This is a genomic window from Nocardia sp. NPDC050408 (genome assembly GCF_044458905.1).
In the GTDB taxonomy this organism is placed as follows: domain Bacteria; phylum Actinomycetota; class Actinomycetes; order Mycobacteriales; family Mycobacteriaceae; genus Nocardia.
Genome location: NZ_JBITIL010000001.1, coordinates 653,633 through 680,211 on the forward strand (window position 1 = coordinate 653,633; position 26,579 = coordinate 680,211).

21 protein-coding genes are annotated in these 26,579 nt (G+C 66.0%); 14 read left to right on the forward strand and 7 right to left on the reverse strand.

Annotated features, from left to right (window positions below):
- Window positions 1-7 precede the first annotated feature (7 nt).
- From mfd to ACIBJI_RS02880, 4 genes are all read left to right on the forward strand, one after another.
- Window positions 8-3,622 carry a transcription-repair coupling factor gene (gene mfd, locus ACIBJI_RS02865; RefSeq protein ID WP_364341151.1) on the forward strand — a complete coding sequence of 1,205 codons (3,615 nt, stop codon included), beginning with the start codon at window positions 8-10 and terminating at the stop codon, window positions 3,620-3,622.
- A 191-nt stretch (window positions 3,623-3,813) separates the two neighbouring features.
- Entirely contained in the window at window positions 3,814-4,446 is a 633-nt protein-coding gene (locus ACIBJI_RS02870) for a MazG family protein (RefSeq protein ID WP_364341374.1), read from the forward strand.
- Window positions 4,447-4,600: 154 nt separating this feature from the next.
- Window positions 4,601-5,692, forward strand: coding sequence for a glycerol dehydrogenase (locus ACIBJI_RS02875; protein WP_364341154.1), 1,092 nt, complete (start codon window positions 4,601-4,603; stop codon window positions 5,690-5,692).
- A gap of 245 nt (window positions 5,693-5,937) precedes the next feature.
- Window positions 5,938-6,888: a phosphodiesterase gene (locus tag ACIBJI_RS02880; protein WP_397082811.1), complete on the forward strand. Its 951-nt coding sequence runs from the start codon at window positions 5,938-5,940 to the stop codon at window positions 6,886-6,888.
- Here the strand turns inward: ACIBJI_RS02880 and ACIBJI_RS02885 are convergent.
- Complete coding sequence (locus ACIBJI_RS02885; RefSeq protein WP_397083049.1) at window positions 6,839-8,281, reverse strand: stealth family protein; 1,443 nt, start codon at window positions 8,279-8,281, stop codon at window positions 6,839-6,841. The genes ACIBJI_RS02880 and ACIBJI_RS02885 overlap by 50 nt on opposite strands.
- A gap of 668 nt (window positions 8,282-8,949) precedes the next feature.
- Here ACIBJI_RS02885 and ACIBJI_RS02890 point away from each other — a divergent pair.
- Together ACIBJI_RS02890 and ACIBJI_RS02895 are read left to right on the forward strand one after the other, a co-directional pair.
- A complete protein-coding gene (locus tag ACIBJI_RS02890; protein WP_364341158.1) occupies window positions 8,950-9,435 on the forward strand; it encodes a hypothetical protein in 486 nt (161 codons plus the stop codon).
- Window positions 9,436-9,510: 75 nt separating this feature from the next.
- Window positions 9,511-10,086: a TerD family protein gene (locus ACIBJI_RS02895; protein WP_040695304.1), complete on the forward strand. Its 576-nt coding sequence runs from the start codon at window positions 9,511-9,513 to the stop codon at window positions 10,084-10,086.
- Here the strand turns inward: ACIBJI_RS02895 and ACIBJI_RS02900 are convergent.
- The 6 genes from ACIBJI_RS02900 to ACIBJI_RS02925 all read right to left on the reverse strand — a co-directional run bounded on the left by ACIBJI_RS02900 (window position 10,068) and on the right by ACIBJI_RS02925 (window position 17,377).
- The gene (locus ACIBJI_RS02900; RefSeq protein ID WP_396957276.1) at window positions 10,068-10,985 is read right to left on the reverse strand and encodes a putative PEP-binding protein; all 918 of its coding nucleotides are present in this window, start codon (window positions 10,983-10,985) and stop codon (window positions 10,068-10,070) included. The genes ACIBJI_RS02895 and ACIBJI_RS02900 overlap by 19 nt on opposite strands.
- 66 nt (window positions 10,986-11,051) lie before the next feature.
- Entirely contained in the window at window positions 11,052-12,458 is a 1,407-nt protein-coding gene (locus ACIBJI_RS02905; protein ID WP_397082813.1) for an MATE family efflux transporter, read from the reverse strand.
- Between the two features lie 148 nt (window positions 12,459-12,606).
- Window positions 12,607-13,638, reverse strand: coding sequence for a cysteine synthase family protein (locus ACIBJI_RS02910; protein ID WP_364341165.1), 1,032 nt, complete (start codon window positions 13,636-13,638; stop codon window positions 12,607-12,609).
- A gap of 52 nt (window positions 13,639-13,690) precedes the next feature.
- Window positions 13,691-15,052, reverse strand: coding sequence for an alanine racemase (locus ACIBJI_RS02915; protein WP_397083051.1), 1,362 nt, complete (start codon window positions 15,050-15,052; stop codon window positions 13,691-13,693).
- Between the two features lie 149 nt (window positions 15,053-15,201).
- On the reverse strand, window positions 15,202-16,212 hold the full coding sequence (locus tag ACIBJI_RS02920; protein ID WP_364341169.1) for an ornithine cyclodeaminase family protein: 1,011 nt from the start codon (window positions 16,210-16,212) through the stop codon (window positions 15,202-15,204).
- On the reverse strand, window positions 16,184-17,377 hold the full coding sequence (locus ACIBJI_RS02925) for a TauD/TfdA family dioxygenase (RefSeq protein WP_364341171.1): 1,194 nt from the start codon (window positions 17,375-17,377) through the stop codon (window positions 16,184-16,186). Before ACIBJI_RS02925 ends, ACIBJI_RS02920 begins: the two co-directional genes overlap by 29 nt.
- 315 nt (window positions 17,378-17,692) lie before the next feature.
- On the opposite strand from ACIBJI_RS02925, the gene ACIBJI_RS02930 reads away from it, so the two are divergent.
- The 8 genes from ACIBJI_RS02930 (at window position 17,693) to ACIBJI_RS02965 (ending at window position 26,279) form a co-directional block, all read left to right on the forward strand.
- The gene (locus tag ACIBJI_RS02930) at window positions 17,693-19,210 is read left to right on the forward strand and encodes an ABC transporter substrate-binding protein (RefSeq protein WP_364341173.1); all 1,518 of its coding nucleotides are present in this window, start codon (window positions 17,693-17,695) and stop codon (window positions 19,208-19,210) included.
- On the forward strand, window positions 19,207-20,133 hold the full coding sequence (locus ACIBJI_RS02935) for an ABC transporter permease (protein ID WP_364341175.1): 927 nt from the start codon (window positions 19,207-19,209) through the stop codon (window positions 20,131-20,133). The genes ACIBJI_RS02930 and ACIBJI_RS02935 overlap by 4 nt, the downstream gene beginning before the upstream one ends.
- 28 nt (window positions 20,134-20,161) lie before the next feature.
- Window positions 20,162-21,031 carry an ABC transporter permease subunit gene (locus tag ACIBJI_RS02940; RefSeq protein ID WP_364341177.1) on the forward strand — a complete coding sequence of 290 codons (870 nt, stop codon included), beginning with the start codon at window positions 20,162-20,164 and terminating at the stop codon, window positions 21,029-21,031.
- Window positions 21,028-22,632, forward strand: coding sequence for an ATP-binding cassette domain-containing protein (locus ACIBJI_RS02945; RefSeq protein ID WP_364341179.1), 1,605 nt, complete (start codon window positions 21,028-21,030; stop codon window positions 22,630-22,632). The genes ACIBJI_RS02940 and ACIBJI_RS02945 overlap by 4 nt, the downstream gene beginning before the upstream one ends.
- Before the next feature lie 211 nt (window positions 22,633-22,843).
- Window positions 22,844-23,569 (forward strand): lytic murein transglycosylase, encoded by a 726-nt coding sequence (locus ACIBJI_RS02950; protein ID WP_364341181.1) that lies wholly within the window; start codon window positions 22,844-22,846, stop codon window positions 23,567-23,569.
- A gap of 157 nt (window positions 23,570-23,726) precedes the next feature.
- Window positions 23,727-25,013 (forward strand): phosphopyruvate hydratase, encoded by a 1,287-nt coding sequence (gene eno, locus ACIBJI_RS02955; protein WP_364341183.1) that lies wholly within the window; start codon window positions 23,727-23,729, stop codon window positions 25,011-25,013.
- 91 nt (window positions 25,014-25,104) lie between these two features.
- Complete coding sequence (locus tag ACIBJI_RS02960; RefSeq protein ID WP_364341185.1) at window positions 25,105-25,752, forward strand: septum formation initiator family protein; 648 nt, start codon at window positions 25,105-25,107, stop codon at window positions 25,750-25,752.
- A complete protein-coding gene (locus ACIBJI_RS02965; protein WP_364341187.1) occupies window positions 25,749-26,279 on the forward strand; it encodes a DUF501 domain-containing protein in 531 nt (176 codons plus the stop codon). The genes ACIBJI_RS02960 and ACIBJI_RS02965 overlap by 4 nt, the downstream gene beginning before the upstream one ends.
- Window positions 26,280-26,579: the final 300 nt, after the last annotated feature.

Below are 26,579 nucleotides of genomic sequence, written 5' to 3' on the forward strand. Positions count from 1 at the left end.
GCGTTCGATGTCCACCCACCGTCCACCTCTTGCCGGACTGGCCGCGGTGGCCGGGGCCGATTCGGCCCTGCGGACCGTCGCTGACCTGGTCGGAAAGTCGCCGGTCGAGCTGGTCGGGCCGTCGGCGGTGCGGCCGTTCGTCGCGGCGACGATTGCGGCCCAGCGGCCGCTGGTGGTGGTGACGGCGACCGGGCGGGAAGCCGATGATCTGACGGTCGAGCTGGAGGAAATCCTCGGCGCGGCGGTCGCGCAGTTCCCGTCCTGGGAGACGCTGCCGCACGAGCGGCTGTCACCGGGTGCCGACACCGTGGGCCGCAGGCTCGAGGTGCTGCGGCGGCTTGCGCATCCGGAGGACCCGGTATTTCCCGAGCCGCTGCGGGTCGTGGTGACGACCGTTCGCTCCTTGATGCAGCCGATGGCCGCGAGCCTCGGTGATATCGAACCGATCGTGCTGCGCGTCGGTGCGGAGTTCGATTTCGACGAATTGCTCTTGCGCCTGATCGAATTCGCCTACACCCGTGTCGATATGGTCGGCAAGCGCGGTGAGTTCGCGGTGCGCGGCGGCATCCTCGATCTGTTTCCGCCGACCGCGGATCATCCGGTGCGCGTGGAGTTCTGGGGCGACGAAGTGACCGAGCTGCGCCCCTTCGCGGTCGCCGACCAACGCTCGCTGACCGATCTGACGGTGGATGTGGTCGTCGCGCCGCCGTGCCGAGAACTCTTGCTCACCGCTCCCGTTCGCGATCGTGCAGCCGAGGTCGCGGTGGCCAATGCCGCCGACGCGGCGCTGGTCGAGATGTTGGAGAAGCTCGCCGAGGGCATTCCGGTCGAGGGCATGGAGGCCCTGCTGCCGGTGCTGCAGCCCGGCGAATTGCGGCTGCTCACTGAGGTTTTGCCGGAGGGCACCCAGCTGCTGCTGTGCGATCCGGAGAAGATTCGCACGCGCGCGGCCGATTTGGTACGCACGGGTGAAGAGTTCCTGGAGGCATCGTGGACCGCGGCTTCATTCGGCGGTGCGGCGCCGCTGGGCGGGCACGGACTGGATCTGGCCGCCTCCGGTTACCGCGCGCTGCCCGAAATCCATGAGAGCGCAAACGCACACGGTCTGCCCTGGTGGACTCTGAGCCCGCTGACCTCCGGTGATCCCGCCGAGGTCGTGCTGCCGGTGCTGGCCGGTCCGGTCGCGCGCGGCTCCGATGAGCTGGTGGCGACGATCTTCGCTTCACTGCGCGCGCATGTGCTGACCGGTGGCCGCGCGGTCGTGGTCGTCGCGGGTCACGGTACGGCGCAACGCATTCTGGAACGGCTCTCGGATGCCGAGGTGCCGGCGGCTGCTTTGGCAGTCGGCGCCGAACCTACGTCCGGACTGGTTGGTGTGCTGTGCGGTTCGCTGCACGACGGGTTGGTCTTCGATGACGCCGGCCTGGTGGTCGTCGCCGAATCCGACCTCACCGGCAACCGGGTCACCGCACCGGCGGAGGGGAAGCGACTACCGGCCAAGCGCCGCAACCAGGTCGACCCGCTGGCGCTGAATGCCGGGGACATGGTGGTGCACGATCAGCACGGCATCGGCCGGTTCGTGGAGATGATCGAGCGCACCGTCGGCGGGGCACGGCGGGAATACCTGGTCATCGAATACGCGCCAGGCAAGCGTGGCCAGCCCGGTGACCGGCTGTTCGTGCCGATGGAATCGCTGGATCAGCTCTCGCGCTATGTCGGCGGTGAGATGCCGAGTCTGTCCAAGCTCGGCGGGTCGGACTGGGCGAATACGAAACGCAAGGCGCGCAAGGCGGTTCGCGAGATCGCCGGTGAGCTGGTGCAGTTGTACGCTGCGCGTCAGGCCGCGCCGGGGCATGCGTTCGGTCCCGACAGTCCGTGGCAGAAGGAAATGGAGGACGCGTTCGCGTTCACCGAGACCGTCGACCAGATGACCGCCATCGCCGAGGTCAAGGCCGATATGGAGAAGGCGGTCCCGATGGACCGTGTGGTCTGTGGTGACGTCGGCTACGGCAAGACCGAGATCGCCGTGCGCGCCGCATTCAAGGCGGTGCAGGACGGTAAGCAGGTCGTCGTGCTGGTGCCGACAACCCTGCTGGCGCAACAGCATCTGCAGACGTTCACCGAACGCGTCGCCGGATTCCCGGTGACCGTCAAGGGTTTGTCCCGCTTCACCGATCCGGCGGAATCCCGCGCCGTCCTCGAGGGGATGGCCGAGGGTGCCGTCGATATCGTGGTCGGTACGCACCGGCTGTTGCAGACCGGTGTGCGGTGGAAGGATCTCGGCCTGGTCGTCGTGGACGAGGAACAGCGTTTCGGTGTCGAGCACAAGGAGCACATCAAGGCACTGCGCACGCACGTCGATGTGTTGACCATGTCCGCTACGCCGATTCCGCGCACCTTGGAGATGAGTCTGGCGGGCATCCGCGAGATGTCGACCATCCTGACGCCGCCCGAGGAGCGGCATCCAGTGCTCACCTATGTCGGCGGATACAACGACAAGCAGGTCACCGCGGCTATTCGGCGTGAGCTGCTGCGCGACGGCCAGGTCTTCTATGTGCACAACCGGGTCTCGTCGATCGATAAAGCGGCCAAGCGGATTCGGGATCTGGTGCCCGAGGCGCGGGTGGTGGTCGCGCACGGTCAGATGCACGAGGACATGCTCGAACAGACCGTGCAGGGGTTCTGGGAGCGCGAATTCGATGTGCTGGTCTGTACCACCATCATCGAGACCGGGCTGGATATCTCCAATGCGAATACGTTGATCGTGGAGCGCGCGGATGCTCTCGGTCTTTCACAGCTGCACCAGTTGCGAGGGCGCGTCGGCCGCAGTCGTGAGCGCGGGTACGCGTACTTCCTCTATCCGCCGGAGAAGCCGCTCACCGAGACGGCCTACGACCGGCTCGCCACCATCTCGCAGAACTCCGATCTCGGTGCCGGTATGGCGGTGGCCATGAAGGACCTCGAAATCCGTGGTGCCGGAAATGTGCTGGGCGCCGAGCAGTCCGGGCATGTAGCCGGTGTCGGATTCGACCTGTATGTGCGGCTTGTCGGTGAGGCGGTGGAGGCTTATCGGGCCGCCGCCGACGGTAAGCCGATTACGACCGAGGAGGTCAAGGAGGTTCGCATCGACCTCCCGGTGGATGCGCACATTCCGCCCGACTACATCACCAGCGATCGGCTCCGATTGGAGGCCTATCGCAAACTTGCCGCGGCGCAAGATGATCCGGCGCTGGCGTCGGTTGTCGAGGAACTTGTCGACCGGTACGGGCCGCTGCCCGTCGAGGTCGGCAGGTTGGTGTCGGTGGCGAAACTGCGCCTGCTGGCTCGCGAATACGATGTCACCGAAATCGCGGTCACCGGAACCACATTGAAGGTTTCGCCGATGAGTCTGCCCGACTCGAAGCAGATGCGGTTGAAGCGCCTGTACCCGAGTGCCGGCTATCGCGCGGCAAGTGGGGTTGTGCAACTGCCGCTGCCTCGGGTGGAGGACAGTGTGGGGGCGGACCGGGTGCGCGACGTCGTCCTGTTGCAATTCGTTGCCGACCTGTTGCTGCAGTTGGATGGCAAGCCGAAGGGCTTCGTCGAGCTGCGGGTCGCGACCGAGGCCACGGCGGCTCGATGAGTTCGGACCGCGACGAAGCCGTGCTGCGGGCCGCCCGGCATGCGGCGGCGGAGGCGGGGCGGGCGGCGGAGGCGGGGCGGGCCAATGGCGCCGACGATCACGCGGTGCCCGAACCTGGGCGGGCCTCGGCAGTATTCGGCCGAACTGATGCCGCCGTGGTGGCGGCGGGGCTGGCCGGGGCGGTCGAGGTGATGGACCGGCTATGGAATTTCGGCGGCTGGGAGGTGACCCAAACCCACGACTCGCTGCGTCCCTACCTGCTCGAGGAAACCTACGAACTCCTCGACGCCATCCAGCACAACGACGCCGAAACCATCAAGGAAGAACTCGGCGACCTGCTGCTGCAGGTGCTGTTCCACTCCCGAATCGCCCAGGCAGCAGGCGAATTCACCGTCGACGATGTCGCGGCCGCGCTGGTCGCCAAACTCGTCAACCGCAGCCCGCACCTCGCTGAGGAACCCATCGACCCGTCGGCCACCGTCGCGGAAAAGATCGCCGCCCAGGAAAAGGCCTGGGAGGAACGCAAATCCGCCGAAAAGTCCCGCCGCTCCTGTTTGGATGGCATAGCCATGGCCCAACCTGCCCTCGCCCTGGCCGAGAAAATCCGCTCCCGCAGCCTCAGAGCGGGCCTCCCCGAAGACCTGATTCCCGACACCCTCCGCACCGTCCACTTGGATGGCGAAGACAGCGCCGAAGAACGCCTCCGCAAAGCAACCTTGTCCTTCGCATCGGAAATCCGCGCCACCGAAGACGCCGCCGAAGCCGCACGCGGCGAGCGCGCACCTTTATCGGCTGCGGATTGGCGCAAGTACTGGTCGCAGTAGCCCGGCGTAGGGAAGCCCGGGACGCTCAAATCGGTATAGCGGCTTGATGGCTCAACCGCGGCCAGCGGGGCTATGGGGCGCGTAGCGTTTGCGATACGGAGTCGGCAGTCGGGGTATGGGCGAATCGGCGATGCCCGGGATCGGGAGGTGGCAAATGTTGAGCGTGTTTTCTTCGCCGGGCCATTATGTGCAGGGGCGGGATGCGACGGGGGCGCTCGGGGCGGAGATGACGCGGTTGGGGATCGCGGGGCCGGTGATGATTGTGGCGGGGGCGAGTGCGTATCGGTTGTTGGCGCAGACGTGGCGGGAGTCGCTGACCGACGCGAAGATCGAGTATTCGGTGCATCGGTCCGGGGGTGAGTGCAGTCGGGCGGAAATCGCGCGGGTGACCGCGGCCGTGCAGCAGAGTGGAAGCACGGTGGTGCTGGGGGCCGGTGGGGGCAAGGTACTCGATACCGCGCGGGCGGTGGCCGATGATCTGGAGCTGCCGATGATCAGTTGTCCCACGACGGCATCCAGTGATGCGCCCTGCAGTGCGTTGTCGGTGATCTATACCGACGCTGGGGAATTCGAGGCCTACCAGTTGGCGCGCCGGAATCCGGCAATGGTGCTGGTCGATACTTCCGCTATCGCGCAGGCTCCGGCGCGGCTGCTCACCGCGGGGATGGGTGATGCGCTCGCGACCTGGTTCGAAGCGCGGACCTGCAGTACCGCGCGGGTCCGGAATATGCGCGGCGGTGCCTCCACCCGCAGCGCAACCGCATTGGCCGAACTCTGCTACAACACTCTGCTCGCCGATGGAACCCACGCCCTCGCCGCGGTCGGCAACCATACCGTCACCCCGGCCCTCGAACGCATCGTCGAGGCCAACACCCTGCTGTCCGGCCTCGGCTTCGAATCCTCCGGCCTCGCCGCCGCGCACGCCATCCACAACGGCCTCACCGCCGCCCCCCAAACCCACCCATACCTACACGGCGAAAAGGTAGCCTTCGGCGTCCTCACCCAGCTGGTGCTGGAAGGCGCTCCCACCGAAGAAATTTCAACGGTCCTCGAATTCTGCGCATCGGTCGGCCTACCAACTACCTTGGCCGCACTCGGCCTGACCGACCCCGACAACCGAACCCTGACCGCCATCGCCACCCGCGCCACCGCCCCCGGCGAAACCATCCACAACGAACCCTTCTCCGTCGACACCCCCATGGTCCTAGACGCCCTCCGCACCGCCGACACCCTCGGTACGAAGTGAGCGCCGACGTCACAGCAGCGACGATCGGACCGTCGTCGAGGATGCTCACTCGCCGCTGAGGCCCTCCATACGGACTTCTCGGCTGGATCCGGCTCGACCTCGAGCCCTGATGACACCGAACTCTCACCTCCCCGCAAGCAGTTTGTCACCGTGGGGCGGGCAGTCTGTCAATACTGCTTCGCTATCCTGGCGATGGAACCCGAAGCCAATGGCGGGCGAATCCGCCGGGGAGGACGTTCGGTCCGGTGCCCACCAGCAGAGTCGCGGAGCACCCGCGACCGAATCACGTGCTGTTCCATTTCAGCGATACCCATTTGATCGGCGGCGATGACGCGCTGTACGGCGACGTGGACGCGGATCAGCGTCTTCGACAATTGCTCGACCAGGCCGCGGCCAGCCGCATCCGCCCGACGGCGATCGTCTTCACCGGTGACCTCACCGATAGGGGCGAGCCCGATGCGTACGAGAAGCTGCGCGGCATCGTGGAACCGTTCGCACGCCGATTGCGTGCGCCGATCGTCTGGGTCACCGGCAATCACGACGATCGCGGCGAACTGCGCAGGGCTCTGCTCGGTGAGCGTCCGTCGACGAAGCCGCTGGATCGGGTGCACATGATCGACGGCCTGCGCATCATCGCCCTGGACACCAGTGTCCCCGGCCACCACTACGGCGAGATCCGTGACGAACAGCTGGCCTGGCTGCGTTCGATACTCGCCGAGCCCGCTCCGTTCGGCACGATTCTGGCGATGCACCACCCGCCGGTGCCGTGTGTTCTCGATCTCGCCGTCACCGTCGAATTGCGCGATCAACGCAGGCTGGCCGATGCCCTCGACGGCACCGACGTGCGCGCGATTCTTGCTGGGCACCTGCACTTTTCGACCAGCGCCACCTTCGCGGGCATCCCGGTCTCGGTTGCCTCGGCGACCTGCTACAGCCAGGATCTGGCCGTCGCCGAGGGCGGCCTGCGCGGCCGCGACGGCGCGCAGGCCTTCAACTACGTGCACGTCTATCCGGATACCATTGTCCACTCGGTGGTCCCGATCGATCGCGGCCCGACTGTCGGCTCCCCGTCCACCCCGGAGGAGGCGGCGCGCAAGCTGGCCGATGAGGGCATCGTGATTCCGCCCGCCGCCCGCATTCCGCGAGTCATGCGGCGCCAGGCGCAGACTCCGGAAGATGACGAGGCCGTGCACTGACGCGTTCCCATGGCGCGCGGTCGGGGAAGTAGTTGGACAGGAACTCCGACACCGCGTGCACCCGGTCGGCCTCCGCGACCTCCGGGAAACTGCCGTCGTTTAGGCAGAAGAAGTCGACTTCCCGGTGTCGCGCGAGTCCGTCGAGCAGTGCGAGGCCACGTTCACTCGTGGTGTCGACATAGCGCATCCGCGCCGTCTCCTGCGGCACCGCGCGCCCGGTGAGCATCGCGTAGTAGTGGTACAGCGAGTTCGTCACCGAAATATCGGTGGCCGCACGGAATCTGCTCGCCCTGGTCCGGGCGAATTCAGTCGCGAACACTTGCTCCATTTCGAGCAATACGCTGCGCCGCAGCGGAACCGGTGTGTGTTCCAGATGCCGGGTGATGACATGTCCGAACCGCTCGGCAAGCAATTCCCGGTTCACCCGTGCGGCATTCTCGAAACCACTGCGCCGCTCGTCGTTTCGGCCTGGTCCGATCCGGGTGCCCGCCTCGATGAACCGACTCACACCGGCGGGGGAGAAAAACATCGACGGACGCACCGGCCGGGCGAAGAACATATCGTCGTTCGAGTACAGAAAATGCTCGCTGAGCCCATCGATATGCTGCAGTTGGCATTCCACCGCATGGGAATTGAAGGTGGGCAGCCCGCTCGTATCGCTGAAGTGATCGACCGCGCGCACCACCGTCACCCGCGGATGCTCGTCGAGCCATTCCGGCACCGCGGAATCGGTCGCGATGAAGACCCGGCGAATCCACGGCGCATTCTTGTACACCGAGCGCAGTGCGTATTTCAGTTCGTCGATCTGCCGGATTCGAGCGTCCGCGTCATCGCCTTCGCCGACCACGACTTGGGCCAGCATTCCCGCACGGCGCGCCCGGAATTCGGGATCGGTGCCATCGACCCAGGAGAACACCAGATCGATATCGAAGCCGACATCGGTCGGCTGGGGTGCGAACATATCGGTCAATGTCGGCCAATTGCGGTCGAACAGACGAACTTCCGTGCGTTCGACATCGGCGAGGTCGAAGACATTGCGGGTGAAGGCATTCGGCCGCGGGCATTCGACGGTGTCGCCGTGGTACTCCCACAGTTCCAGATCCACGTAATGTGCCGGATCGGCATCGCGACTCAACCGAAAGACATTGTGCTGCACCTCGGCACACGCGAAACCCGCGACGATCGCGGTGGCCGTCACCCGACGCACCATCTTCTGATGCGCGGCATCCGCTGCCAGTGCCAGCCGATGTTCACCATCGCGAATCAGCAGGAACGGCACCTCCGCGGCCGCCAACTCGCCGCGCAGATAACCCAGGTCGTCCAGCATCGCGGGTGAGACGACGAGATTGCCCGCCGTCGGCCACGCCACCATATCGACCGCTCCGGAATCCATTGCCCCTATATCAACCATGTGTCTGCTCCCACGTCCGAATATGTGCCGAAATGTCCTGTGGTGCCGCGCTATACCCGAGCACCGCTGCGGACGACGCCGTCGGCGCCGTCCTCGGCTGCCGCGCCCGGCGCGGCCGAATTCAGAAATTCGGGACGATGCCGTAGTGCAGGAACGAAGTGATCAGCCGAGTCTCAGACGATCGGTACACCATGTCGTTCTCACCTCACTCACGGCCGGACGCCATCGCGTCTGCTTGGGGGTAGTGCTGTCGGTACGGACACGGCACAGCGGCCGAGCAGGACCGGTAACAGCACGTCGGGCCGGACAGTCATCGGCCGGCGAAATGGAAAGCACCTGCTGAACAGAGTGCTGTCAGAAATAATGCATCGACTTGTGACGGCCCGTCAACCGGACAGCGCTGTGGTGTCCCGGACAGGTGGGTGGGCGAGGTTGTCCCTTTCGAATGAGGGTAGCCTCACCGCATAATCCTCGAGGATCCGGGGGCGAGACACTGCCCATCACCCGCGACGCCGTATCGGTGTCCTGAGAGGTGGCTGAGAGCACTTCGGACAAAGGTCGCAGCGTCAGCGAACAAGGGACACAGCACCTTAGACTTGCATGCAACGTGGCACAGCCCGCCGCGTTGCAGCGATCAAGAGGTGACGAACATGGCAGCCGGAGCGAGCCCCGTGCAACGTCAAGACCACTCTACGGCCGATCATCCCGAACTGGACGTACTCCCGGAATGGCCCCAGGAGACGATCGCGGTGCTGGTCACCACCGATCCAGCGCCGCATGCGATTCCGGTGTCCTGGCCGGTGCGCGCGGGCGATCGGCGGATTCTGCTCAGCCTGAAATTCGATCGCGGTTCGCTGGCCCGCTTGCGCGAACGGCCCGATGTCGCATTGCTGATTCTCGGCGGTGGCAATGTCGCGCTGTGCGCGCGCGGGCAGGCGAGTGTTGTCGCCGAGGAAATGCCCGGTGCGACAGACTATGTCGCGGTCCAGATCGATGTCCAAGTCATCGATGACCACCGGCAGTCGGCCTTCGCGGTGGCGCACGGAATCGAGCGCACCGTACTCGATGCGAGCGAATTGCATGCGCTCGAAGGGCGCGTACAGACATTGCGCGCCTGGGTCGATATCCAGAACTGAACCGGCACAAGCTGTCCGGTACAGAGTAATAATCGTGAAGAAAGGCGGCGCGAACGCGTCGAATGGAAGGGGATCATGAGCGTCACATTGGCCAAAGGCGGAAATGTCTCGCTGTCGAAGCAGGCCGCCAACCTCACCAAGGTTGCGGTGGGGCTCGGTTGGGATGTGCGAACGACCACCGGGGCCGATTACGACCTCGATGCGAGTGCGCTCGCCACCGGGCCGAATCAGCGCGTGCTGTCGGATCAGCACTTCGTGTTCTACAACAATCTGCGCTCGCCCGAGGGCACGATCGAACATACCGGTGACAATCTCACCGGTGAGGGCGAAGGCGATGACGAGGTAATCAATGTCGATCTGGCGGCGACGCCACCGACGATCACCAATATCTTCTTCCCGGTTTCCATTCACGATGCCGATGCGCGCGGCCAGTCGTTCGGCCAGATCCGCAACGCCTACATCCGCGTGGTCGACGCGACCACGGGCGCCGAGCTGGCCCGGTATGACCTCACCGAGGACGCGTCCACCGAGACCGCCATGGTGTTCGGGGAGTTGTACCGGTACGGCAACGAATGGAAGTTCCGTGCCATCGGTCAGGGCTATGCCTCCGGGCTCGCGGGTATCGCCCGCGATTACGGCGTCAACGTCTGATGGGCGTGCGGGTGGTCGGGATCGGTACCGGCCGCCCGCTGCGCCTCGTACAGCGCGATCGCGGCGCGGGTCTTGCGCTTGATCGCTTGTAGCACATCGAGATCCGGCAGGTCCGCGAACTGCTCACCCAGTACTTCGGGCAGATCGGAGTAGTGCAGCACGCATTCGTCGACGCCGAGGTTGGCGCAGGCCGCGAGCAGGTCCGGATGCAGATAACCCGCGACTGCGGTCCGCACACCCGCGGCGGCGGCCACCATGGTGACGCGCTCGATCGCGCGCAGTAGCGGCGGTACGGGACGAACCGGCCGCAGTGTGGCGCGGGCTTGGCCGAGCAGCAGTGAGGACAGATCGTTGCAGCCGATCACCACCCGTGACACCCCGGTGGTGACCACACGGTCGACCTCGAGCAGCAGCGACGGTATCTCGATCATGGTGGCGACCGGGCAGTCGCCGATCACGGCCCGGGTTTGCTCGATGGCCCATTGCAATTCGTCGACATAGGTGACGAAGGGGAAAAGTACGCCGATATCCGCGCCCTCGTCGCGCACCTGCGCAATGCCCTCGAGTTCGGCGACGAATGCGTCGGGAAAGCGACGGGCTCGGCGAATACCGCGCAGGCCGAGCAGTTTATGCGGCTCGTCGATGATCTCTTCGACGCCGCCCAGGATATTGCATTCGGCAGTATCGGCTTCCATGGTGCGATACCAGATCGTTGTTCCGTTGGCCCGCTTCGCAATATGGCGCAGATATGGCACGAGGTAACCCGAAACCGATTCGGGCGTCGGATATTTCCCGGCCGCGCGGAACACGTACTCGCCGCGCACCATCCCGACCCCGTCGAAGTGGTCGAGCAGTTCAGCGGAGATCCGCTCACAACTCAATGCCAGGCTCTGCCGCATTCCCCGCACGCTATCAGGTTGCCGCACAACACTTTCCGCCGCCCATTAAGTCCGGATTTTACGAGGTCAGGAAGGGGTGGGTAGGGATTGCGGAAGCCGGTGGGGGTGGGTGGAGGCGGCAGTGTCGAGTAGGGCGAAGTAACGGCGCAGCATCAGAATGGCGGTACTGGCCAGACCTGCGGTCAGACCCCACCAGACGCCCGCGGCGCCGAGGCCGAGCGGGAAGGCCAGCAGCAGCGCCGTGGGCAGGCCGACGAGCCAATAGCCGACCAGGGACAGGCGGAAGCCCGCCTTGGTTTCCTTCAGACCGCGCAGCAGGCCGGTGCCGATGTTCTGTGCGGCATCGAAGAATTGGAGCACGATGCCGATGAGCAGTAGTGAGCGGGCCAGCTCGACCGTCGCGGTGTCGCTCGGTTCCAGAAAGGGGCTCAGCACCAGCTTCGGCGCGGCAATATAGACCACGCCGGTGAGCGCGGCGACGATGCCCGCGTGCTGTAGCGCCAGCCAGGCCAGCGCGCGGGCGTGGCCGAATTCGTCACGCGCGACGGCGTGGCTGACCAGAATGGACGCGCCGTGGGACAGACCGATCGCGACCTGGAAGACGATATAGATGATCTGGTAGACCACATTGTGCGCGGCCAGCGCGGCCGGTCCGATACTGCCCATCACCAGGGCGAGCACGGAGAACATGCCCGCCTCCGAACCATAGGTGAGTGCGATCGGGGCACCGAGTTCGAGCTCGGCCCGGATAGTCGGCATGTGCACCGGCCACGGACGCAGCGGCAGGGTCGTGCCGAGCGTGGCATCGGCGCGCACCATCGCCGAGAAGACGCCGAAGGTGATCAGGTGGACCAGTGAGGACGCGATGCCGATGCCGGTCAGTCCCAGTGCGGGCAGTCCGACCCAGCCGTGCATGAAGGTAAGGGCCAGTACCAGATTCAGTGCCACCGAGCAGAGGGTGACCAGCAGCAGGGCCTGCGGGCGCTGCATACCGACGGTGTACTGCCGCAGCACTTGGAACCACAGACAGGGCAGCAGTCCGGGGGCGAGGGCGAGCATGAGCGGTCGCGCATCGGCGAGCACGCCTGTGTCCTGGCCGAGCCACTGCAGCGACCAGCCGAGTCCGATCAGCACCGCGCCGCCGATGATTCCGGCGAAGGTGGCGATCAGGAAGCTCGAACGGACGATATCGCGCACCTCACCGTCCGCGGACTCGCCGCGCTTATCCGCCGCACTCACCGAGGACGCGATTTGATTCCCGGTACCGGTGATCAGCCCGACGCACATGGTGCGAATCTGGTTGAACAGCACCATCGCCAGCCCGCCTGCGGCGACCTCGCGCACGCCGAGCGTGCCCATCAGCGCGATATTGGTCGTGGACACCGCGATCTGCGCGAGCTGGGTGAGCGCGATCGGTGCGGCCAGTGCGGTGAGCTGTCGCCCATCGGCACGGAAGGTGGACAGATTCACCATCGCACCTCCTCCGGTCGAATCGCTGAACCGAGCGTCATCAGTCCGATCGCAACTCGTCGCTGAGCATTTGAGTTAGGCAACCCTAATGGAGTGATCATTTCAGACGTACGGGGTGTCGCGCAACGATGATCGAAAACGCGCATGTGCTTCATCGCGCCTCGACGAGTTGGTGGCGGCGGGCGGGAGCGTAGCGGTCGAGCATGGCGTGCACTTCGCGTTCGGTGGCGGCGTCGAGCAGATCGCGTTCGCGCATCCACTCGTCGTCGAAGACGGTGTCGAGATATTTCTCGCCGCCGTCGCAGACGATGGTGACCACGGTCGAGCCGGGCGGGAACTCTTCGAGGCGGGTGAGCGCGGCGTGTACCGAGCCGCCCGCGGAACCGCCGATCATCAGACCGAGTTCAGCCGCGACCGCGCGGGCGGTCGCGAAGGCTGCGATATCGGAGACCTTGACGCCCTCGTCGAGCAGCGAATAGTCCACGGCGGTGCCGATGGTGGCGCCAGGCGGGGTGCCGGTGCCGGACTGCCAGTACGGTCCGCCCGGCCCACCGAAGGCGATCGAGCCGACGGGCTCCACACCGATCACCCGTGGCGTGCCACCGAGTTGGCGCAGTCGGGTCGCGGTGCCGAACAGCGAACCGCCGGTGCCCACTGCGGATAGCAGGATATCGACGCGCTCCACGTCCTCCAGCAATTCTTCGGCCACGGCGTAGTACCCGACCGCGTTCGCGTCGTTATTGTGCTGTTCGGTGAAGTACGCATCCGACTGTCCGGCCGCCATCGCCTCGGCCAGGTCTTCCCGCGCCGAGGTGGCCAGGTTGTCGTCGCCCTCATCGGCGACGAATACCAATTCCGCACCCATTGCTCGCATCGCGCGCAGCTTGTCCTTACATGCGTGGTGATCGACCACGGCGGTGAAGCGATACCCACGTTCGGCAGCGACTACCGCGAGGCCGAGCCCAGTATTCCCGGATGTGGACTCGATAATATGCCCGCCATCGCTCAGCAAACCTCGACGCTCCGCATCATCGATCATCGCGCGCGCCATCCTGATCTTGGCCGCACCCGTCGGATTGAACTGCTCGAGTTTGAGCAGCAGCCGGGTGCCGGTCGCGGTGGTCGCCAGTTCGAATAGCGGGGTGCGACCGATCAGATCCGTCACGCGCGTGACGAGCGGCATGGAGGTCTCCTCGTTCGGGCCGTAAGGAATATTGGTCGAATGGGGTGCCGGATTATCCGGCATCGAGCGTCCAACGGAGTCGATCGCCGGTGTCGTGCAGTACCACCTTCGGCGGAATCGGCAGTTCATGAAAGGCCGATTCGTTCGAATCCATTTGGTAACCGGCGGTATTCGGATAGATCAGCAGATCGCCGACCTCGGCTCGTCGCGGTAACGGGATGCGCCGCCAGCTGAGCATGTCGGACTCCAGACAGCTGGCCGCGCCGACGCAGGTCGGGGTGAGCTCGCCCGGATGCGAGGGCCACAGTATCGGATCGGGGAGGTATTCACTATCGAACCACTGCTCGGACAGGCTCAGGCTGGTGCCGTCGACGGTGAGCAGTTGGTAGCGGTGACCGTCGGCGTGGCGGGTCTTGGCGCCTTGCACCCGGAAGACGCTGGACCCGGCGCGGTCGAGCAGTGCCCGTCCGGGTTCGATGGCGAGCCGGAAATCGTTGTCGCGCAACCGTTGCGCAAGTGCGTTGTGCTCGAGAATGGCCGTGAGCATGGCCGGGCCCGGCGCCGGGAAGTGGTAGGGGTAGTACGAATCGAAGGACTTCCCCGCATAGAACCACCGGCCGTTCGCGTGTTCGGTGAACTCCGACCAGGCGCTCGCGGGCACATAATCGACGCCGAACCCACCACCGATGGAGATAGTGGTGGCCGGATGACCCAGTGTGCGGGCATCCAGACAGCGGTTGATCAATTCGTCGGCCTGTTCGGCGCGTGCGATGGCATCGTAGCCGGAAAGGTGGAAGCTGAAGCCATGCAGCCGAATTGATTCGTGGCCGACGGTGCCGGACGCGCCGATCACCGAGATCGCGCGATCCAATTCCGTGGCGGTCATGCCGAATCGGCTCGCGGATCCCTTGGGGAGCACGCGAAGTAGTACGCGAGCCGCGGCGGCCGGGGTGGTGCACGCGGCCAGCCTGTCGAGCTCGTCGAGGCTGTCCACGGCGATCAATGCGCGGTGCCGCACCGCCAGCCAGAGCAGATCGTCGGATTTGGCGGGACCGGTGACCATGAGCTCGCCACCGCGAACGCCCTGTGACAGTGCGGCATTCAGTTCACCGATACTGGAAACATCAACGCCCGCACCATATTCGGCGCAAGCACGCGCCACGCAGGCCGCCTTGTTGGCCTTCTTGCCGTAGTAGATGGAGCCATCCACACCGGCCCGCTCGAACGCACGCTGGAACCCGTTGATATTCACCGCAACTCGTGACGGATACATCACATGGAAGGGCCCACCGATCGCGAATGCGATATCGCCGAGCAGATTCGGATCGGCGAGAAGCCTGCGCTCCCAGTCGTCGGTGTGTGCTGGCAGGGCGGGTGCGCAGATGCTCAGCAGCCCCTGCACCGCCGCCAGCACGGCGGGATCGGGGGTAGCGCCGGTACTCGACGGATGGTCGCCGAGTTCGGCCTTGTCGCGGGTCGAGCCGTCGTCGAACAGCAGCGTGCCGTCGGGTTCGGCGGTGCCGGGGGCGCGCACCTTCTTGTCGAACTCGACGGCGCTGATGTCTAGTCCCACAGCGGCACCTCCGTGCCGCGGCCCTCGGCAATGGCTCGTTCGGCGAGTGCGTGTGCCACCGCGATATCGGTCAGTACCAGCCCGCTGTTGTAGACGAAGATTCGTTCGTCATCGGAGCGTCGGGCGACCGCGCGGCGGCTCAGGATCTGCGGCAGTTCGGCGTCGACGGTGCGCAACCTGCCGTCGGGACCGGCCATATCGGTGCCGGTCAGCGCCATTTGCTCGGCGCTGGTCGCGATTACCCGATCGGCGTCGACCAGAGTGGACGGCGCCAAGCCGTAGCCGACGAGCACGACGGTGGAACCCGGTGCGAGATCCTCGGATTCGATCGCGACCTCGGTGCCGGGCCCGGCCGTCGCCAACACCACATCGGCGACACCGGCGGCCGCGCGCGGATCCTCGACGGTCTCCAGCAATGCGTGCGGGTTGTATTCGGCGAGGTAATCGCGCACCGCCGCCAGACCCTCCGGGTGGGTGCCGTAGAGCATCAGCTTGCGCAGCTGCGGGTTGGCGGCGAGCAAGTGCGGCAGGGCGTTTCGGCCCTGAGTGCCGGTGCCGATCAGCAGCACGCTCTCCGCGCCACGGCGCGCGGTCTCGCGCACCAGCAGCGCCGAAACCGCCGGGGTGCGCAGCGCACCGACCCTGGCGCAGTCCATCATGGCGATCGGTGCGCCGGTGCTGTCGTCGTAGAGCGTGATGGTCGTGTAGTAGCGCTTGGTGCTGCGGTCGTGGCCGGGATCGAATTTGTAGGAGGTCTTCATCGCGACGACCCGGCGCCGGCCGTCGCGCCCGAGCATGGCGTAGGCCACCGACCAGCCGTCCGGATTCGCGACGCTGAGTTTGCGCGGATTATCCGAATCACCCGCGGCGAAGGCGAGATACGCGTCCTCCACCGCGCGCACTACATCGGCGGGTGTGATGGGCACGTCCGCGAGGTCGCTGCGGCTCAGCACCCGCAGTGGTGTGCTCCGGTCACGAGTGCTCAACGGTTCCTCGATCATGTTGTGTCGTATCCAGCCTTACTGCGTTCCGGGTGCTAGCCCGGTCCGGTACACCGTCGATCGCGAGCGGGTTGCTTGCCGCTCGGAACGGGGCGACGATCCGTTGCCCATAACCATTTTCGTCGGCCTCGGCCGCCCGCCGCCGACGTTCGGGCAGGCGGACATTGACGCGCTTGAGCCAGCGGTCGGTGCCGTCATAGCGCGCGCTGAACGGTACCCGACCGTGTACGGCCACGTCATTGTCCACCAGCAATAGCTCACCGGGGGTGAGAGCGGCGGTGACGCAGACGCGTTCGAGCTCTGCGGTGAGGCGCGCATACGCCAGTCGGAATTCGGTATCGGCATCGTCGAGCGGGGTGTATGCCGGATCGTAGCGAAGCGTCAAACCCGCTGTGTCATCGGCTGATTCGTCGCTCCACAGCGTTGGCAACGGCGGTGCGCAGTAGTGCTCGTGACCGGTGCCGTAGGAGACGTCGGGCAGGATCGGCAGGGTCGGCGTACCGAGTAGTCGGCGTTCGTCCTCGGAGAGTTCGGTCCGGCGCACCGAGGAGACGGTGGTGCCGACGCCGTCCGGATTGCGCAGACAGGCCAGCATCAGCAGGTTGGCCCGGTCCGGGTGGAATGCGTCCTCGGTATGCGGGCTGAGCAGGGTTTTGCTACTCGCACCGGACTGTTCGTGTTCGTGACCCGGCGAGGGCACGATGTTGTTGACCAGCCGGCCGCCCTGCTGACCCTGCCAGCCGAACGGTTCACCCGCGCTGCGGGCGAGCAGCAGCATCGCGATATCGAGTTCGAAGGAGCTCGCGCGGCGGTCGGATTCACCACTCCAGCGCGCCGCCTCGACCCAACTCGGCGGCGTCGGCCCGAATTCGGCATCGCTCAGAGGCAATTTGCCGACAACGGTGGCACCAACAGCGGTGGCGGGCGGGCGCATGGCGACGCGCACCGCGTCGGGCAACTCGCCGACGCGCGCATCGATTTGCGCGAGCAATGCCGGATCGGTCAGCGTGCGCGCGATATCGGCGGTGCCATCGGGCCGGGAGTCGAGCGTGATACATATCTCACGGGCGAGGGCGCGCACCGCGTGTCCGGCGGTACTCGGCAGCTCGCGCCGTTCGATATCCAGTGGGTGAAGCGTCTTACGTTCGGAGAGAACGCCTTTCACCTGGAATCCCTTCTTCGCATCGGGTCGAAAAGCGGGGGTATGACGATTCGATCTGCGAAGCTAGTGGCTCACGCCGCGTTAAGCAAGGCTTACCTAAGCGAGTCGGTAAAATAGCGCATCTGCATGACGGGGATCAGAGCCTGCCGCGGCTAGCTGTAGCTAATTTGCGGCATCGTCTTCGGGGTAGTGGCTGATAGCTGCGCTGCGGCAAAGTTCAACGCCCGGAGCCCTATTAGGCTAGCCTGTCCTAGCTAGATTCGCTAGGGTTCGCGGTCGCGCGCGGGTAACTCGTTGAGGTTCGAGGAAGGCAGCACCATGGAATGGAATCGACGACAACTCCTGCGATCGGGACTCGGTGTCGGTGCGGTGCTATTGGTCGCCGCATGTTCGGACGGCGGCAATTCGGGCGGACCCGCGCGGCGCGGTGGCACCCTGCGGGTCGGTGCGCTCGGCAGCGCGGCGCGCATCGAACGCGATCCGCATGCGAATCTCAGCAATGACAGCGATTTCCTCATCACCTCGCTGGTGTACGACGCGCTGACGGTACACGGCGCGAACCCGAATGTTGCTGCGCGCCTTTCCAGTCGGTGGGAAGCCGATGCGCAGCGACGCCGCTGGAGTTTCACCATCGCCGACGGTGCGACATTCCACGACGGGACCCCGGTGACCTCCGATGATGTGGTCTGGTCGCTGCGTCGGCTGCGGACCGTCGGCGGTGCGTCGAAAATGCCTGCCGCCGTGGAGGACATCACCGCAGACGGTCCGAACCGGGTCGTCATCGCCATGCCCGAGCCGAATTCCCAACTGCCGCTGCTGGTTCGGCTGATGACCTTCACAGTCAAGAAAGACACCACCGATTTCACCAAGGCCATCGGCACCGGGCCGTTCCGGTTGGAGTCCTATCAGGGTGGCAATGCCCGGCTGGTGCGCAACGATCGGTGGTACGGTCCGGCGCCACTGCTGGACGCGATCGAGGTCACCATGTTCGACAGCGTGACGGCACTGGGTAATGCGGTGCTCGGTGGGCAGATCGATCTGGCCTCGAATGTCGGTGCGATTGCGGGACGTACCGCCGAGGGGCGCGGTGATCTGCGGGTGGTGCGGCGGTCCAACGACACCATGGTCGGTGTGGCGATGCGGACCTCCGACGGGCCGTTCGCCGATGCGCGGGTGCGCGAGGCCATTCGGCTGGGTGTCGATCGCAAGGCCCTGGTCAATCAGGTGCATTCGGGGTACGGCACGGTAGCGAACGATATCCTCGGCACCGGTGATCCGTTGTACGACAACACCATTGCGCAGCGCAACCGCGATGTGGACCGGGCGAAGTCGCTGCTGCGCGATGCCGGATTCGATACCGGGCGCAGCTACCAGTTCCGTACCAAGGCCGAGGCCCCGGGGGAGGTCGAATCGGCGAAGGTGATCGCCACGCAGCTGGCGGATATCGGGCTGCACCTCGATGTCGTGACGCAGGAGTCGAATACCTTCTACGACCAGACCTGGTTGAAGGCACCGCTGTACACGGTCTCCTGGGGCACGAATGACTCCACACTGTTCTTCGCGACCAAGCTGATGTCCTCGGCATCCAACCGCAACGAAACCGCCTTCAAGGATGCCGAATTCGACGCGGCAACTGCGAAAGCCCTTGCCGCGGCCGATGACTCGGAATACGCGGCGGCCTGCCGTGACGTGCAGCGGATCCAGTACGCCCGCGGGGGTTATCTGGTCTGGGGCATGGCCGACGGTATCGATATCGCGACCTCCCGGGTGCGGGATGTGCCGACCCTCGGCGGCTTCGCCAGGGTGCAGTTGGAACGAGCCTGGCTCGCGGAGTGATCTCCTTCGCCCGACTCCTCATCCGGCGCGTCGTCCTGCTGGTCGCGCTGCTGGCGACGGTGTTCGCGGCCGTCGATCTGCTGCCGGGTAATTCCGCCCGTGCGGTGCTCGGCCGCGACGCGACCGCGGAGCAGATCGCGGCGAAGGAACACGAGCTCGGCCTCGACCGTCCGCTGCCGGCGCGGTTCCTCGACTGGATATCCGGTGTGGCGACCGGTGATTTCGGCCGCACCGCGCGCGGGCGATCGATCAATGAGCTACTGGCCGATAAGTTTCCGCCGACGCTGCTACTCGGCGGGCTCGCCTTCCTGGTGACGGTCTTCGCTTCGCTTCTGCTCGGCAGCTGGTGGGCGGCGCGGCGCGGCCGGGCTACCCGGTTGCTGCAGCCGACTACCACTGCGGCGGCGGCGATTCCGGAGTTCGTCATCGCGACCTTGTTGATCCTGGTGTTCTCCTTGGGTCTGGGTTGGCTGCCCGCCGTCACCATTACCGGGCGTTCCGGATTCCCGGCCAGTCCGGACATGCTGGTGCTTCCGGTGCTCGCATTGGCGATACCGCAGACCGGCTGGAACACCCGGGTGGTGCGCGCGGCGCTACTCGATTCCGCGCGCTCGCCGCATGTGGAAAGTGCGGTGCTGGAAGGACTTTCGACTACCGTCGTGCTGACCCGGCATGTGCTGCCGTTCGCGCTGCCGACGATTGTGGCGAGTTTCGCGACCACGGTCGGGATGCTGCTCGGCGGTGCGCTGGTCGTCGAGACCATCTTCAACTATCCAGGACTCGGTGCGGTGCTGGCGGGTTCGGTGGCCGATCGGGACACCTCCCTGATCGCCGCGGTGGTCGCGCTGACCGGGGTGGTCATCATGGTGATGCTGGCCATGGCGGACGGGATCCGGACCTGGGCATCGCGGGGGCGAATATGACCGGATTTCGACGTCCCGGAGGTCGCAAGTGAAGCGTTTCCTCACGGTATTGCCCGCGCTGGTGGTGGTTATCGCTGCTGCGCTCGGTCCGTGCCTGGCGACTCGACCTGCCGAGGAGGCGGTCGGGATACCGTTCGCGCGATCGGGTGCGGACACCTTGTTGGGTACGGACCGGCTCGGACGGGATGTGCTGGCGCAGCTGCTCTATGGCGGTTGGGGCCTGCTGTTGCTGGCGGGCGTGATCGCGGTCGCGGTGACCGGGTTGTCGTGCGTGCTCGGTGCGATCGCGGCATTGCGTCCCCGGGTCGGTGCGTTGATCGAGGGCGTTGCCGATTTCGCGATCCTGCTTCCGGCGGTACTCGGGATCTTGTTGGTGCTGACGGCATGGCCGGACGCCGGTGTCTACGGGCTTGTGGTGGTGGCGCTGCTTTTCGGGACTCCGTACAGCGCAAGAGTTTTCGCGGCGGCCGCTGCTGGTGTCGCGTCCAGCGGTTATGTCGAAGCCGCCCAAGCCGGCGGTGAAACTCTGCCGCACTTGGTATTCCGTGAGGTTATCCCGAATTTGCGCGCGGTATTGGCCGCGCAACTCGGTCTTCGCTTCGTAGAGGGCGTGTATGTGGTCAGCACCGCATCGTTTCTGCAACTGCCGACCACGCTCGGCGCGAGCAACTGGGCGGTCATGGTGCGCGAGAACTCCTCCGGCATGCTCCTCAACCCATGGTCCGTGCTGGCGCCGAGTCTGGCGATCGCGGTGGTCGCGGTCAGCGTGAATCTCGCGGTGACCTCGTTCGATCAGCATCGTCGGCGACGATGGGCTGTTCGCAGGTCGCACGGTTCCGAGTCGATGACCGGTACGGAGTCGCCGGTGGTGGGCAATGCTTTGGAGGACCAGAGATGAATGCGACTGTCGTCGTCGATGCGCTGACCGTATGCGGATCGAATGGTCAGGAATTGTTCGAGCCCACCAGTTTCAGCGTCGCGGCGGGCAAGGTAGCCGCCTTGACCGGTCCATCGGGATCGGGCAAGACAACCTTGATGCGGGCATTGCTCGGGCACTTGCCAGCAGGAGCCCGGCGATCCGCGGGGGCGGCCGTTGTGGCCGGACAGGATGTATTCGCGTTGCCTCCTGGAGCGCTGCAACGGTTCCGGCGTGATCATGTCGCCTATGTCGGACAAGATCCCGGCTCGGCCCTCAATCCGCTGATGCGGGTGCGTTCCCTGCTGAATGAGGTTCGCCACCCCGACGCCGCCGTGGCCGAAACCCTGGAACTGGTCGGCCTATCCGACGAGCATTTGCGCCGTCGCCCCGGCGAACTCTCCGGCGGTCAGCAGCGTCGGGTGGCCCTCGCGCGTGCGCTCGTTCGCCACACCGGGATCCTCATTCTCGATGAACCCCTGGCCGGGCTGCACGGTTCACTCCGTACCGATATCGCCCAGGTGCTTGCCGATATCGCCACCGAGCGCTCCGCCGCAATCTTGCTGTCCGGGCACGACACCGCGACTATCCATGCCATCGCCGATAACGTGATCGAACTAGGCGCGGTGCATTCCGAGGTAATCGCCCACACAGCTGTGCCGACATGTTCGAGTGCATCGAATTCATCGCAACCGAACGGGAGCGCCGCGTCGATCGTGAGATCGGCGATGGCACCGGAGGTGCCTTTCGGCCGAAACATCGACATCGCAAGCTCGGCTGCGCAGCCCGTAGGGCAGGGGGCGGTGGCAGTGCGCTCGAGGACTGTCGAGTCGGCTGCGCAACCGATGGAACCCATACTGCGCGCCCAGGATATCGGTGCCTCGATCGCCGGGCACGAAGTATTGGCGGACATCGATTTCGTACTGCCGGGCGGTGCGGCACTGGCGATCGTAGGGGCGTCGGGAGCCGGAAAGACCACTCTCGCGCGGGTGCTCGCCGGCCTGCACCGGGAAGCGACCGGATCGCTGGAACTGCGAGGCGAGTCGATCCCGGTCGGACCTGGCCGACGAGCTCGCAACGGCCGCAATGGTATTCAGCTGGTTACGCAGAACCCGCGGTCCGCGCTCAACCCCCGACGCACCGTCGCCCAGGCCCTGGGCCGCCCGCTGCGCCGACTCGCTGGGGTATCGAAACGAGGACTGGCGCAGCGTATTACCGATCTACTCGACTCGGTCGAACTCGCGCCGGATCTTGCCACCCGCTACCCGCACGAACTCTCCGGCGGCCAACGCCAGCGAGTGGCACTTGCCAGAGCGCTCGCGGCCGAGCCGGCCGTGCTGATCTGCGACGAGATCACCTCGGCCCTGGACCACAACACCGCTATCTCGATCATGACGCTGCTGGACCGCATCCGCGCCGAACACGGCACCGGCCTACTCGTAATCACCCACGATATGACCCTGGTCACCGGACACTGCTCGCAACTGGTCGTCCTCGACCACGGCCGGATTGTCGAATCCGGCTCGGCGACAGCGGTCCTCACCACCCCGGCGCACAGCGCGACCCGCGAACTCCTCGGTTAGGCGTTTCCCGTACAGCTTGTGCGTGATGCACGGTAGTTCTGCGAGGGCGAATCGACGGCTGCGTAATCGACGATCTGCTCGGTAATCTCGGATCACGGAGCGCATGACCACCGGGCATGCTGGGGTCTGCAAGGGGGAGGGATACATGACGTTGGGCTCGGCGCGACGCGTGCTTCGCGGGAATGGTCGTTCGGATCCGGATGATGGAGGAATGCTCGCGAAGCTGACCGGCGTATTGGTCGCCGCGATGGTGACCCTCGTGCTCGCCGGTTGCGGCGCCGAACGCAATCTGCCGCCCATTCCCGAGGGCATTCCGCCCGGTCCGGGTACGCCGCTGCCGCTGATCGATCTGGACGCGCCCGGCCGTACCGCCGTGCAGTTACGCGACTGGGCCGACGAGCAATCCGACAAACTCGGCATTCCGAGTGTTGCCCTGGAGTCGTACGGCTATGCCGCGGCGATCATGGGCCGGTCCCGGCCCGACTGCGGAATCGCCTGGACCACCATTGCCGGGATCGCCAGCGTGGAGAGTAAGCACGGCACCCATCGCGGTTCGGCGGTCGACGCGGATGGCACCGTGCGCCCGCCGATCATCGGCATCCCACTCGACGGTGCGCCGGGAGTGGCACTTGTCAAGGACACCGACAGCGGCAAGCTCGACGGCGATCCGGAGTTCGACAGGGCGCTGGGCCCACTGCAATTCATTCCGGAGACCTGGAAGCGCTGGGGTGTCGATGCCAATGGCGACGGTGTCGCGGATCCGCAAAATATCGATGACGCAGCACTCACCGCGGCCCGCTACCTGTGCGCGAGCGGTGGCGATCTGACCTCCGAGCGCGGCTGGCAGCAGGCTCTATTGACCTACAACCAGTCCAATGCCTACCTATTGACCGTCCGTGATCGCGCCGCCGCGTACAGCGTCGGGCGCCGGGCATGAGCACTCGTTGGAGCAAACAACGGATGCTCGTCGCGAGAGTGCGATGCGATTCGTCGGAGTGCCGGTTACTGCGCAGTCGTCGAGGACGCTAGGCTCGCAGGCGCACGGCCCTTCCCGTCAGACCTACCGTGCCAACAGCCGAAGGAGTGTCGTTTTCGTGGCCATCATCGAACAGGTCGGAGCTCGCGAGATCCTCGATTCTCGCGGAAACCCCACTGTCGAGGTCGAGATCGCCCTCGACGACGGCACCCTGACCAGGGCTGCCGTGCCCTCCGGTGCCTCCACCGGTGAGCACGAGGCCGTCGAACTGCGCGACGGCGGCGAGCGCTATGGCGGCAAGGGTGTGCAGAAGGCCGTCGAGGGTGTGCTCGACGAGATCGCGCCTGCCGTCATCGGTCTGGACGCGGTCGAGCAGCGCACCGTCGACCAGGTCCTGCTGGATCTGGACGGCACCCCGGACAAGTCCCGCCTCGGCGCGAACGCCCTGCTCGGCGTCTCGCTCGCGGTGGCCCGCGCCGCCGCCGAATCCTCGGGCCTGGAGCTGTTCCGCTATCTGGGCGGCCCGAACGCGCATGTGCTCCCCGTGCCGATGATGAACATCCTCAACGGTGGCGCGCACGCCGACAGCGGCGTCGACGTCCAGGAGTTCATGGTCGCCCCGATCGGCGCGACCACCTTCAAGGAGTCGCTGCGCTGGGGCGCCGAGGTGTACCACGCGCTCAAGTCGGTACTGAAGTCCAAGGGCCTGTCCACCGGTCTCGGTGACGAGGGCGGTTTCGCACCGTCGGTCGCGGGCACCAAGGAAGCGCTCGACCTGATCGGTGTCGCCATCGCGAAGACGGGCTTGAAGCTGGGCACCGATGTCGCGCTCGCACTCGATGTCGCCGCCACCGAGTTCTACACCGCTGGCAGCGGTTACAAGTTCGAGGGCAGCGTCCGCTCGGCCGCCGAGATGGCGCAGTTCTACGCCGAACTGCTCGCCGCCTACCCCCTGGTCTCCATCGAGGACCCGCTCTCGGAGGACGACTGGGACGGCTGGGTCACGCTGACCGATCAGATCGGCGACAAGGTGCAGTTGGTCGGCGACGACCTGTTCGTCACCAACCCGGAGCGCCTGGAGGAAGGCATCACCAAGGGCGCGGCCAATGCGCTGCTGGTGAAGGTCAACCAGATCGGCACGCTGACCGAGACTCTGGATGCCGTCGAGCTCGCGCACCGCAACGGCTACAAGACGATGATGAGCCACCGCTCCGGTGAGACCGAGGACACCACCATCGCCGACCTGGCCGTCGCGGTCGGCAGCGGTCAGATCAAGACCGGGGCCCCGGCCCGCAGCGAGCGCGTCGCCAAATACAACCAGCTGCTGCGCATCGAGGATGCACTCGGTGATTCGGCACGGTACGCGGGTGACGTCGCGTTCCCGCGGTTCGCGTTCGAAGGCTAGCCAGCCGCGGTGCGAGCGACGGGCCCGGAGGAGGCAGCCCTCGTAACCACGGACGGCCCCGGGAGCGCCGCAAGTTAGATACAGGAGCGGTATGACAGAGCGACGTGCGCGTGGATCCAGTCCGGCCGGACGTGGGAACCGCCGCACGTCGCGTTCTGCCAGATCGCGCCCGGCCGCCGAATCGCCGGCGGCCGCACCGAAGCGCACGACCCGCAGACGGTCCGAAGCCGCCGAGAAGGCCAAGCCGCAAAAGATAGGTCTGCGCTCCGGTAGGCACGAGGACAAGCACGATCGCACCATCCTCGGGCTATCCACCGGTAAAGCGGTCATCCTGGCCATCGTCGTGTGCGCACTCGCGCTGACTTTGGCCGTACCACTACGCACCTATTTCACCCAGCGCGCCGAGGCCGCGCACTTGGCGCAGGAGCGCATCGAACTCGAGGCCGATCTCGCCAAGCTGCGGGATCGCCGTGCGCAGCAACAGGATCCGGCCTATGTGCGCTCCGAGGCCAGGGACCGGTTGCGGCTGGTGATGCCGGGTGAGACGCCCTATATCGTCCAGGTGCCCGGTATCGAAGCGCCCGCGCCGCCCCCCGCACCGACCCAGTCGAAAGCGCCCGAGCCCTGGTACACCGAACTCTGGCGCAGTATTTCGCAACCGCAGCAGGCCCCCGCGCCCGCAGGGCTTCAGCACGCGCCGCCCGCCGCGCCGCAGCCAGCACCGGAAGGACCCAGGTGACCGCACCGAACGACCGCGATCTCGAGATCATCGCCAAGCAGCTGGGACGCGAACCGCGCGGCGTACTCGCCGTCGCCTACCGCACTCCGGACGGGCTGCCCGCGGTGGTCAAGACCGCGCCGCGGCTGCCCGATGGCACCCCGTTCCCGACCCTCTACTACCTGACCGATCCGCGCCTCACCGCCGAGGCGAGCAGGCAGGAATCCGCGGGCGTCATGCGGGAAATGACCGAACGCCTCGCCACCGACCCCGAATTGGCCGCCGCCTACCGCGCCGCCCACGAGAGTTACCTGGCCGAGCGCAATGAAATCGAATCCCTCGGCACCGATTTCACCGGCGGCGGCATGCCCGAACGAGTGAAATGCCTGCACGTCCTGATCGCCCACTCCCTCGCCAAGGGCCCGGGTGTCAACCCCTTCGGCGACGAAGCAGTAGCCATGGCGGCCGACAGCGGTCTGCGCGGCACCGCGGTCCCGGCCGACTGGCCGAAATACGAGCCACCTCACGCTCCGACCAACGGGCAATGACATGAGCGCGGCGCTTGAATTGACCACGGGCGCTGGGGCGAACATGCGTGCTGTGATCAGTGCGAATGGCGGGGCGTGTGCGGGTGCCGCAGTGGGTGTGGATGGTGCGCTGGGCGTGGGTGCCGCGGCGGTCGTGGGCACTGTGGTGAGCGTGGGTGCCGCGACCTCTGTGGGTATCGCGCCGCTTGTGGGTGCCGCGCCGCTTGTGGGTGCTGTGACCCGTGGGGGTGTCGCGCTGGGCGTGGATGCTGCAGCGGGCGTGGGCGCCGCTGTGGTGCGCGTGGATGTCGCGAGGCGTGG

Coding starts and splice junctions, on each gene's coding strand:
- mfd (WP_364341151.1), top strand. CDS start 8: ATGTCCACCCACCGTCCACCTCTTGCCGGACTGGCCGCGGTGGCCGGG.
- ACIBJI_RS02870 (WP_364341374.1), top strand. CDS start 3,814: ATGGACCGGCTATGGAATTTCGGCGGCTGGGAGGTGACCCAAACCCAC.
- ACIBJI_RS02875 (WP_364341154.1), top strand. CDS start 4,601: ATGTTGAGCGTGTTTTCTTCGCCGGGCCATTATGTGCAGGGGCGGGAT.
- ACIBJI_RS02885 (WP_397083049.1), bottom strand. CDS start 8,281: ATGGATTCCGGAGCGGTCGATATGGTGGCGTGGCCGACGGCGGGCAAT.
- ACIBJI_RS02890 (WP_364341158.1), top strand. CDS start 8,950: ATGGCAGCCGGAGCGAGCCCCGTGCAACGTCAAGACCACTCTACGGCC.
- ACIBJI_RS02895 (WP_040695304.1), top strand. CDS start 9,511: ATGAGCGTCACATTGGCCAAAGGCGGAAATGTCTCGCTGTCGAAGCAG.
- ACIBJI_RS02900 (WP_396957276.1), bottom strand. CDS start 10,985: ATGCGGCAGAGCCTGGCATTGAGTTGTGAGCGGATCTCCGCTGAACTG.
- ACIBJI_RS02905 (WP_397082813.1), bottom strand. CDS start 12,458: ATGGTGAATCTGTCCACCTTCCGTGCCGATGGGCGACAGCTCACCGCA.
- ACIBJI_RS02910 (WP_364341165.1), bottom strand. CDS start 13,638: ATGCCGCTCGTCACGCGCGTGACGGATCTGATCGGTCGCACCCCGCTA.
- ACIBJI_RS02920 (WP_364341169.1), bottom strand. CDS start 16,212: ATGATCGAGGAACCGTTGAGCACTCGTGACCGGAGCACACCACTGCGG.
- ACIBJI_RS02930 (WP_364341173.1), top strand. CDS start 17,693: ATGGAATGGAATCGACGACAACTCCTGCGATCGGGACTCGGTGTCGGT.
- ACIBJI_RS02945 (WP_364341179.1), top strand. CDS start 21,028: ATGAATGCGACTGTCGTCGTCGATGCGCTGACCGTATGCGGATCGAAT.
- ACIBJI_RS02950 (WP_364341181.1), top strand. CDS start 22,844: ATGCTCGCGAAGCTGACCGGCGTATTGGTCGCCGCGATGGTGACCCTC.
- ACIBJI_RS02960 (WP_364341185.1), top strand. CDS start 25,105: ATGACAGAGCGACGTGCGCGTGGATCCAGTCCGGCCGGACGTGGGAAC.